8 protein-coding genes are annotated in these 9786 nt (G+C 47.8%); 3 read left to right on the top strand and 5 right to left on the bottom strand.

The annotated features are described in order from the left end of the window. Positions 1-259: 259 nt before the first annotated feature. The 5 genes from RM811_RS10810 to RM811_RS10790 form a co-directional block, all read right to left on the bottom strand. Positions 260-646, bottom strand: coding sequence for a DUF4870 domain-containing protein (locus tag RM811_RS10810; RefSeq protein ID WP_402523925.1), 387 nt, complete (start codon positions 644-646; stop codon positions 260-262). 42 nt (positions 647-688) lie between these two features. Continuing rightward, entirely contained in the window at positions 689-1417 is a 729-nt protein-coding gene (gene hisA / locus RM811_RS10805; RefSeq protein WP_402523923.1) for a 1-(5-phosphoribosyl)-5-[(5-phosphoribosylamino)methylideneamino]imidazole-4-carboxamide isomerase, read from the bottom strand. 15 nt (positions 1418-1432) lie between these two features. Beyond that, a complete protein-coding gene (gene hisH, locus RM811_RS10800) occupies positions 1433-2077 on the bottom strand; it encodes an imidazole glycerol phosphate synthase subunit HisH (protein WP_402523920.1) in 645 nt (214 codons plus the stop codon). Between the two features lie 2 nt (positions 2078-2079). After that, positions 2080-2673 (bottom strand): imidazoleglycerol-phosphate dehydratase HisB, encoded by a 594-nt coding sequence (gene hisB / locus RM811_RS10795; RefSeq protein ID WP_402523917.1) that lies wholly within the window; start codon positions 2671-2673, stop codon positions 2080-2082. Positions 2674-2919: 246 nt separating this feature from the next. Further along, the gene (locus RM811_RS10790; protein ID WP_402523915.1) at positions 2920-3651 is read right to left on the bottom strand and encodes a hypothetical protein; all 732 of its coding nucleotides are present in this window, start codon (positions 3649-3651) and stop codon (positions 2920-2922) included. 328 nt (positions 3652-3979) lie between these two features. Here RM811_RS10790 and RM811_RS10785 point away from each other — a divergent pair, with 328 nt between their 5' ends. The 3 genes from RM811_RS10785 (at position 3980) to mutY (ending at position 9383) form a co-directional block, all read left to right on the top strand. Then, positions 3980-6013: an SPOR domain-containing protein gene (locus RM811_RS10785; protein ID WP_402523913.1), complete on the top strand. Its 2034-nt coding sequence runs from the start codon at positions 3980-3982 to the stop codon at positions 6011-6013. 104 nt (positions 6014-6117) lie between these two features. Next, positions 6118-8229, top strand: a complete 2112-nt coding sequence (locus RM811_RS10780; protein ID WP_402523910.1) for an AsmA family protein — start codon at positions 6118-6120, stop codon at positions 8227-8229. Between the two features lie 68 nt (positions 8230-8297). Continuing rightward, on the top strand, positions 8298-9383 hold the full coding sequence (gene mutY, locus RM811_RS10775; RefSeq protein ID WP_402523908.1) for an A/G-specific adenine glycosylase: 1086 nt from the start codon (positions 8298-8300) through the stop codon (positions 9381-9383). Positions 9384-9786 lie beyond the last annotated feature (403 nt).

Below are 9786 nucleotides of genomic sequence, written 5' to 3'. Positions count from 1 at the left end.
GTGGTTGGGTCCTGGCGCTACCACGCAGGACCCACAGGGCCTAAAAGCGTGGGAGCGAGGAGGGTTTTGCGACAACCGCCTTCGCGAGGATGACGGTCGGGGGGTGTTTTGCCCTTTTGCGACACCCTCGAAGGCGGGGATCCACTACTCGCGATGGATTCCCGCCTTCGCAGAAAAGACGACAGTGGTATAAAACGTTGTTTAAGACCTTTTGCGACACCTTCAGAACGTGAGAACGAGGAACCTTCTAAAATCTTATCTAATTGACCAGACGCAGCGACAACGGATAACGATAAAACTCACCCCTGCCCGCTTTCATGGCAGCCCGCACCAAGAAAACCAGCACCACAATGACGATCACGGGTACCAGCGGTAATAACAGTAAACCCACCAGCATCAGTTTGAGGACAATCCAGAGAACGACCAACAGGCTGATGGTAATCTGGAAGTTCAGTGACTCCCGTGCATGGTGCTCGATATAGAGTGACTTATTCCGCTTCAGGAACCAGATCACCAGAGGAATGACAATATTCACCCCCGGAACCATAAAACCGAACAGCGGCAGAAGATGCGCCATAACGGCCATATTCTTATCATCCCGATTAATAACGGGCATGTTCATGGGGGGAATACCAGAATCATTCATCGCAGCAGTCCTGAGCTAGTAATAAAGAGCCTTGAGCCTTTCTTAAGCAAGGCAATAACGTTGAGCCTCGGACAGGCTGAGTGTGCCTTCGTAAATGGCACGACCGGTAATCGCACCCTCAATCCCTTCATGGGCAACGGCTTTGAGGGCTCGGATATCATCCATATTGGTGATACCACCGGAAGCAATGACAGGAATCGCCATACTGTTAGCCAGCTGGCGGGTCGCCTCAACATTCACTCCCTGCATCATGCCATCCCGGGCAATATCTGTATAAACAATGGCAGAGACGCCATCTTGCTCAAACTGACGAGCCAGCGTAATGGCTTCGATGTCCGTCATTTTTGCCCAGCCATCGGTTGCCACCAGGCCATCACGGGCATCAATACCCACAATCACATGCCCGGAAAACTGTCGGCAGGCTTCTTTGACAAAATCAGGATCAGTGACGGCTTTAGTCCCAATAATGACCCAGGAAACCCCGGAGTCCAGATACGCTTCAATGGTCGACAAATCACGAATACCGCCACCAATCTGCACCGGCAAATCAGGGTACTCAGCGGTAATACCACGCACCGCATCAGCGTTTACCGGCTTACCGGCAAATGCACCGTTCAAATCCACCAGGTGAAGCCTCTGACAACCCGCGTCAACCCACCGGCTGGCCATTGCTACAGGGTCATCACCAAAGACGGTAGCGTCATCCATTTCCCCCTGACGCAGCCGGACGCAGGCACCATCTTTTAAATCAATCGCAGGAATTATTAACATCTTATGGCTTCCATTTCAGGGCTTCCATTGCAAAAAATTCTCGAGCAGCTGTAGTCCATTTGCGGCACTTTTTTCGGGGTGAAACTGCACAGCAAAGATATTCTCATGGCCAAGGGCTACATCAAATCCAAGGCCATACTCACTCCGCCCGACCACCGTATCTTCATTGGCAACGTGAGCATAGTAACTGTGCACAAAGTAAAACCGTGAGTTATCTTCAATCCCCTGCCAGAGGGGATGAGAGGGCTCAATCTGGCTGACCGGGCTCCATCCCATATGGGGCACTTTCAAACGATCCCCGTTGCCATCCCGAAGGTCTTTGCCAAAAAACTTCACATCTCCGGGCAACAGACCAAGGCATTCAACACCACCATTTTCTTCACTGTGATCAAGCAGTACCTGCATACCAACACAAATACCCAGCAATGGACGGGTTGTTATAACCTCACGAACGACTTCATCAACGCCATGACGGAGTATCTCGGCCATGCAATCGCGGATGGCGCCAACGCCGGGAAGGACTGCCTTGTCAGCAGTAAGGATCTGTTCAGGGTCAGAGGTAACAATCACCCGGGTATTGGCATCAGCCACATGCTCCAGGGCCTTGCTGACCGAGTGGAGATTCCCCATTCCATAATCAATAACAGCAACCGTCTTCATTTCTACAGGGTGCCTTTTGTGGAAGGCATCTGACCTGCCATTCGAGGGTCCAGGGCAACCGCCATACGCAGGGCTCGACCAAAGGCTTTAAAGACGGTTTCTATCTGATGATGGGCATTACGCCCCCGGAGATTATCAATATGAAGTGTGACGTCAGCATGATTTACAAAGCCCTGGAAGAACTCAAAAAACAGGTCAACGTCAAAATTGCCGATCATGGCCCGGGTATATTCGATATTAAATTCCAGGCCAGGCCTTCCTGAAAAATCGATCACAACTCTGGAAAGCGCCTCATCCAGTGGTACATAAGCATGCCCGTAACGGTAGAGTCCTTTTTTATCACCCACTGCCCCGGCAAAAGCCTGCCCCAGGGTAATACCAATATCCTCAACGGTATGGTGATCATCAATTTCATTATCACCCACCGCCTTGATATCCAGATCTATAAGACCATGGCGGGCAATCTGATCCATCATATGATCAAGAAAGGGCACCCCTGTCTCGAAGGATGCCTTACCCGTACCATCCAGATTGATGGCTACACGAATCTGGGTTTCCAGTGTATTTCTTTCAACACTGGCCTTGCGCTCAGCCATGAACTTCTCCGGTTGGGTTGTCTTCTATTGTTTGCCGGGATCTATGGTGAGCCATTATATAGAGACTATTTTCCAGTCGCTATGGATCTGCCCGGAATAATTTCCCCATTTTACTAAAGCTTGTAAAGGCCGCTTCCCGCTACCCGCTCCCCGCAGAAGCACAAACGGCCCTGGCTTTTTCGGGTAGCGGGCAGCGTTCGTTGAAACGGGGAAATTATTTAAGGACGATTCCTATGGGCATTCCTGTTATTCAGCTCTGATCTGCTCATAAAGGTTGCCTTCAAGACTGCCAAGTAGTACATCCACCTGCTGCCTGCGAATTTGAGCAGGCTTGACTTTCAAAGGGTGCAACCGGTCATTAACCCAGTGAGATGACCAGTTCCAGGTAGTTGCCACACACTCCTGCGCAAACGACTTCAGACCGAAGCGCTCAGATTGTTCGATACAACCGGTCAGAAACTCATCAACATCAGACATCACAATGGGGTAACTGCCCGCAGGTCTGTCATGGTATTTATTCTGGGTCTGGTAGAGCCAGAACTGGCTGTCTTTTGGCATTTCCTCATTATTCATGGGGGTTAACTGCCGGGGATTTACCAGGACACGACAGGTCCGTTTTTGCTGCCGATCCATTGATTTGAGCATATTGGCTGGCATGGCAATCAAAACCCCATTAAACCGGCCTCCCACTAAAGGGATAACCCCAAGATCTGTGACTTTTATATGGTTAGCGTGACTGGTACGGGTCAGCCAGCCTCTTCTGAACCCATCGACCCATACGGGTACTCCAGGCTCAAACCCGACACTGGTTGACGTTATTGCCGGTTCGTAGTGCATATTGCCGTAGCCGACAATGTACTGATGTTTGACGTTATCAAACGGAGGGAGGCACTCATTAGCCATACTCAATGACGGAACGGTAAATAACATTGCCAGCAGCCCTGCTACCAAAGAAACAGGGCAATTTACTTTCCACATTATTTTTTCCTCAACATTTTTTCAACAACCTTTATGAAACCTGAGGAGAACGCAGGAGTTTTCCTTCCACTATCAAAACTGGATTTTTAAATACTTTTAATTGATTAAACATATAAAAACCCGCTTTTGGCAGACTATAAATTCTATCAACATGAAATAGCCTTTATTTCCCAGATAAAATAAAAATCAGTCTCAACATAATAGACTTCATTATGAAAATCGAAATCAATATTAAAGATATAGAATAAGAAATTAATTTATTATAAGGGTTGATTTTGTTTGACAAACAGTTTTATTGTGTAATGGAACACAGAAGGATCTGGTTCCCATGACTAGTCGATTCCAACAAAAGCATCTCAGGCTTTGTATTGTATCTGTCCTTAGCTCAATGGCTGCACCTGTCGCAGATGCTCTTGTGTTGCCGCCAAAACCACTGGCCTCAAATGTATCCTGGAGCTGTCAGTCCGGTATTAATAATGATTGGCTCTGCCGGGGCGATAGCAGACAGAGCCGTCAGCCCAAGCCTGATTTTCAATATGCTAAACGGGCAGAGCAGAAATCAACGATTCCCAAGTTGGCTTTTACCAGCCCTTATGATGAAGCATATAATCAATTACACTCGAATACCGACATCACAGAACCATTAGTGAGTTTACTGGAGTCTCCGGGTAATCATTATGTTCTTCAATGGATGGCGGCAAAAGAACGAGGACAACTGGAAGCATTAAAGCAACGCTACCCAGTGCTTCAAAACGCGACAATTGCCCAGTATAAAAGATCCGGAAAAGTCTGGTATGTGCTTCTTGATGGCCCTTACCCAAACCGTATGGCCGCAATGGCTGAGCTGGACACCCCGCCCAGATCCCATATGGCACGGGAACTTTATCCATGGACAAGGTCTATGGCCAGTATTCAAAAGCTGGACATTATTCAGCCTGAATACCCATCACAGCAATTGGCTGACTCTTATCAACAGGAATATCAGCCAGAATTACCCATTCAAGGGAATGGTAATACCCCTGTAAATTACGACATTTCTTACAGCACAGAGCAAAACAACCAATTACCACGGTATCAAGACGCTTACTACCCTCAACAGCCTCAACAAAGTCTGAGCGTAGATAGTCGTCGAAACGATTACACCCGTGACCAGGAATCATATAATCAAAGACAAGCCGCTGACCTGGAAACATTGCCCTACGGTAGTGAGTTTAATGGCGATACATATTCCAGTTATGATAATGATCAAAATTATCGGATTTTGCCTGAGCAAGCCAATCCTCAGGAAATGTATGTCAGTATAGCCCCGGCCTATCGAAGCAGAATCCCACAACAACATTCTCCACAGGATGTTGATTACAACATTCAAAATATCCAGGTGGCAGAGCCTTCAGCTTATAAAGAGCCTTCAGCTTATAAAGAGCCTTCAGTTTATAGACAACCACCGGCGTTTAAAGAACCTGAGCCATCCCTGCCTTCAATGAATGTTCTGACGGCTAACCCAAAGAGCTATACCATTGAATGGATGAATGCCAGTCGAAAGGCATCACTGGAAAGAGCAAAGCTCCGTTACAGTGAATTGGAAAATACCCAGATCATTCATTACAAGAAGAAAAACAGGAAACGTTATGCGTTGGTCAGTATGCTTTTCGTGAATCGTTCGGAGGCACTGGATGCGCTGTTGACCCCATCATTATCGAGGATTTCTACCCGTTTCTCGCCAAAGGTCAGGCAAGTCTCTTATCTGCAATCCCTGGTTGGCTCAGCGCCTCAGCCTGCTCTTGCATGGGCTGAACCAAGAGTTGAACCAGCAATTCAAAAGCGTCAATGGATTGGTCAGGAAGATCCCGGCGAGAAAACTTACATTGTCAGCAGACAGGCAGATATTACACAACCTATTACCCGGGAACGCTCACAAGAACGGAAACCCTATGAACAGCGGCAGAAAATGATTACCTATCAGGATAGTAACACCGCTCGTTCACCTCAGATCAACAGAGGCTATCAACCTGAGATAAGCCCTCAGCCAGTTAAAAGTCAGCAAAAAGCAGACAATAACCAGCAAATTGTTTCGCTGCTCGATAGCCCTGATAACAGTTATACCATTCAGTGGTTCTCATCCAGTAACAGGGCGTCAATAGAGAGGCTCAAGCAGCGATTTCCTGAGCTCGCTTCTGCTGTGACCGTTCATGTCAGGCGCAATCAGAAAGACTGGTATGTCCTTGTTCAGGGACAATACAGAAACAGTCAGGCAGCCATCATGGCATTGAAGTCACCGGCAATGAAAAACATTGCCCTGGTATTGCACCCATGGACCCGCCCCCTTAAAACGCTGAAAAAACAGCAAATCGCCAGCCTGTAATTCTGATTTAATCCCTTCATAATCTATCTATCTTACCATCGGCTGATGGTAAGATAGTTGCCTGTTACTACAACTCTTCCAAACTTCAGATCCCGAGGCTACTCATGAACCGCATTCTCAAGTTCATTGCCGTTCTGCTGGCGGCAGTGGTTTTGCTGGGTGTCATTGCTGCGGCACTTTTGCCCCGTTTTATTGACCCTAACCAGTTTCGTGATGAAATAACCCAGCTTGTGTATGACCAGTCGGGACTGAAAGTCAGTATTAATGGCCCTATCGACTGGTCAATTTTCCCCTGGGTTGGTCTGTCTCTTGAGAATGTTTCTGTAGAGGGTGCCGATAACTCTCAACTGGCTCAGCTGGGCTCTGCCGGTGTTAGCGTAAAGCTGATCCCACTGTTGAGCAAACGGGTTGAAATGCAGACCCTTGAGCTGAAAGGTCTTGAGCTGACTCTGGTTAAAAACAGTAAAGGTGAAGGAAACTGGCAGGTAAGCGCCCCAAAAACTTCCAGCCAGCAACCAGGACAAGAACCACCCAAAGAAAAAGAGTCTGCACTGGTTCCTGAGTCAGAAAAAAGTTCATCGCCACTCATGCTGGATATCGCCAGCGTTAATGTCAGTGGGCTACTGGTTAGCTACGATGATCAACTGACTAACAAAAAATACATCATCGATCAGGCCAGCTTAACCACTGGAGCCATTCGCAATCAGCACCCCTTCGACTTTGAACTGAAAGCCCATATCTCTGTTCCCGATCTCGTGCTGAATGCACTGATCAGTGGTGCTATGACCTTTAATCTGGAAGCAGGTAGTTATGACATCCAAAATCTGCAGGTTAGTGCCAGCCCAGACGTACCCAACGCCGAAAGCCTAAGCATCATAGGGAATATTCTGTATCAGCAGACACCCCTTACTGTTAAAGGTAATGTAGGTGTCGCTGAGTTCAATCTGGCCAAACTGCTTGATCAGATTCAGATCCAGCTTCCCCCAATGTCAGATCCCAATGCCCTGACCAGGCTTTCCTTTAACAGCCACTTCAATACCAACGGCGAAAGCCTGAACGCCGATAAACTGCAACTACAGCTAGATAGCTTTGCCCTTGATGGCAACTTCAAAATGGCCAGCATTGATCAGGGTGATATGCAGTTCAGTTTTACCGGTAATGACCTTAACCTGGACAATTACCTCCCTCCGGCCGCCGATGAAGAAGAGCCTTCAGCGGGTGAAAAGTCTTCAGCGGGTGAAAAGTCTTCAGCGGGTGAAAAGCCTTCAGCCATTAAAAAGCCCTCTGAGGAAGATCAACCCACTGAATCCAGTCCAGAAAAACCATCGTCAGGCAAAGAGCACCCACTTATTCCGGAAGAAATGCTGCGCGGACTTAATCTTGATGGCTCGATGAAGCTGGCCTCGCTCACTGTTGCCAGATTTATTTTTGAACAGCCTTCACTGTCTATAAAAGCGGCTAAGGGTAAACAAAAAGTCAACATTGGTTCCCGCTTTTATCAGGGCACCATTGATATGACGTCTAATATGGATGTCCGTCAGTCTGGAAAACCAAAAATGGCGGTATCTGCTGAACTGAAAAACATCAGTCTTGAAGCATTGTCCAGGCCAATCCCTGACCTTGCTTCGCTGCAAGGCGATGTTAACGCCAATATGAAAGTAAACACCCATGGACAATATACCAGCGCACTGACAAAGAACCTTAACGGTGACGTACAGTTCCAGATCGATAAAGGACTGTTCACCGATGCCAATTTTGACAAAATGGTGTGTGAGGGGGTTGCCAAAATTCGCAAGAAAGAACTGAGAGCAACAGATTGGGAAACCTCTACAGAGTTTACCGATCTGAGCGGTACGTTTGTTATTAAAAATGGCGTCGCCAGCAACGATAACCTGATTGCCTCCCTCGCTTATATGAACCTGAAAGGCGATGGCTACGTAAATCTTGTTAACCGCCAGTTGGATTATCGTATGGGCCTCAACATTCGTGGTGAAGAAGCACCGGACAGCGACCCTGCCTGCCAGATCAATAAAGAGTACGTTAACGTTACCTGGCCAGTTCGCTGCCATGGCGATCTCAACGCTTTGAAATGCGGCATTGATACCAGACGGCTGACAGAAACCGTTGCCGACATTGCAGAAAACCGCCTGAAGAAAAAGATAGAGGATAAGATTCAGGGGCCAGTAAAGGATCTGTTAAAGGGTTTCTTTAAATAACTATTAATATGATCGGCTTCCCTGAAGCCGATCATCAATTCACGTATTTGAATTTAACGACACCCTTAATGACAAGAAGAGAAGTATTTTCAGACGACACATTCAGTCAAAAGTTACTGGACTGGTTCGACAACCATGGTCGTAAGCATCTTCCATGGCAGCAGAATAAAACCCCTTATCGTGTCTGGATCAGTGAAATCATGCTCCAGCAAACGCAAGTAACCACCGTTATTCCATATTTTCTGAAGTTTATGGAACGATTTCCAGAAGTCACTGATCTGGCGACAGCACATGAAGATGAAGTACTTCATTACTGGAGCGGGTTAGGTTATTACAGTCGTGCAAGAAATCTGCATAAGGCCGCCAAAAAAGTCGTTGAACATTTTTCAGGAGAGTTTCCCCGCTCCGTCGAGCAATTGATGGAACTATCAGGTATTGGTCGCTCAACTGCCGGGGCTATTGCATCCATCAGTATGGGAATAAGGGCGCCCATTATGGATGGCAATGTTAAACGGGTTCTGACCCGTTACTTTGCCATCCATGGCTGGTCAGGGCAGACGCGTGTTGCCAATGAACTCTGGGAAATTGCCGATAAACTGACACCTGAAAACCGAGTGGGGGATTACTCCCAGGTGATGATGGATCTGGGAGCGACGGTTTGCAAAAGGAGTAAACCCGCCTGTCACGTTTGCCCATTAGAAGATAACTGCATAGCCCATAAAACCGGTCAGGAGAAGCTGTTCCCGGAATCAAAGCCAAAGAAAAACAAACCGGAAAGATCAACGGTTATGCTGATGGTAGTCAACCAGTATGGCGAGGTTCTGCTTGAAAAACGGCCACCCACTGGCATCTGGGGTGGACTCTGGAGTTTTCCCGAGATTTCAGACCCGGACCAGATTACAGAAGAGACTTTCGAGAAGACGGGTCTGACGTTAAACAACTGCGACTTCTGGCAATCTTTTCGCCATACCTTCAGTCACTATCATCTGGATATTACCCCGGCACTGACCTTTGTTGAGTATCCGGGTCAAAATGCTGCTCCGGAGATAAAAGACAGTGACGCCTATTGCTGGTTTGCGCTGAATCAACCACCTGAATTGGGACTGGCAGCTCCGGTAAAGAAGCTTTTGCAAAAGGTGGAACTTACTCTCTAAATGGAGAGAGGATTGATTCTCTCCCTCTTCGCCTACGGGCGCTTAATTAGACATAGCAATAAAAACCAGACCTCTTATCCAACTTAAATTCAAACAACACTTTTTATAAAAAAAAAGTCCCCGATTTTCACCCACTCCGTCTTTTCCGCGAAGGAGGGTGTCGCAAAAGGGCAAAACACCCCCCGACCGTCATCGTCGCGAAGGCGGTTGTCGCAAAACCCTCCTCGCTCCCACGCTTTTAGGCCCTGTGGGTCCTGCGTGGTAGCGCCAGGACCCACAGGGCCTAAAAGCGTGGGAACGAGGTTCCTGGTGGGTTTTGCGACAGCCTCCTGCGCGGGAAAGACGGAGGGTCAACCTTTTGCGACAACCTCGAAGGCGGGAATCCATCTCGAGAGTGGGAGTC

This window comes from Endozoicomonas sp. (genome assembly GCF_031844845.1).
GTDB lineage: Bacteria > Pseudomonadota > Gammaproteobacteria > Pseudomonadales > Endozoicomonadaceae > Endozoicomonas.
This window is presented reverse-complemented; position numbering and strand designations above follow the sequence as displayed.

Coding starts and splice junctions, on each gene's coding strand:
- RM811_RS10810 (WP_402523925.1), bottom strand. CDS start 646: ATGAATGATTCTGGTATTCCCCCCATGAACATGCCCGTTATTAATCGG.
- hisA (WP_402523923.1), bottom strand. CDS start 1,417: ATGTTAATAATTCCTGCGATTGATTTAAAAGATGGTGCCTGCGTCCGG.
- hisH (WP_402523920.1), bottom strand. CDS start 2,077: ATGAAGACGGTTGCTGTTATTGATTATGGAATGGGGAATCTCCACTCG.
- hisB (WP_402523917.1), bottom strand. CDS start 2,673: ATGGCTGAGCGCAAGGCCAGTGTTGAAAGAAATACACTGGAAACCCAG.
- RM811_RS10790 (WP_402523915.1), bottom strand. CDS start 3,651: ATGTGGAAAGTAAATTGCCCTGTTTCTTTGGTAGCAGGGCTGCTGGCA.
- RM811_RS10785 (WP_402523913.1), top strand. CDS start 3,980: ATGACTAGTCGATTCCAACAAAAGCATCTCAGGCTTTGTATTGTATCT.
- RM811_RS10780 (WP_402523910.1), top strand. CDS start 6,118: ATGAACCGCATTCTCAAGTTCATTGCCGTTCTGCTGGCGGCAGTGGTT.
- mutY (WP_402523908.1), top strand. CDS start 8,298: ATGACAAGAAGAGAAGTATTTTCAGACGACACATTCAGTCAAAAGTTA.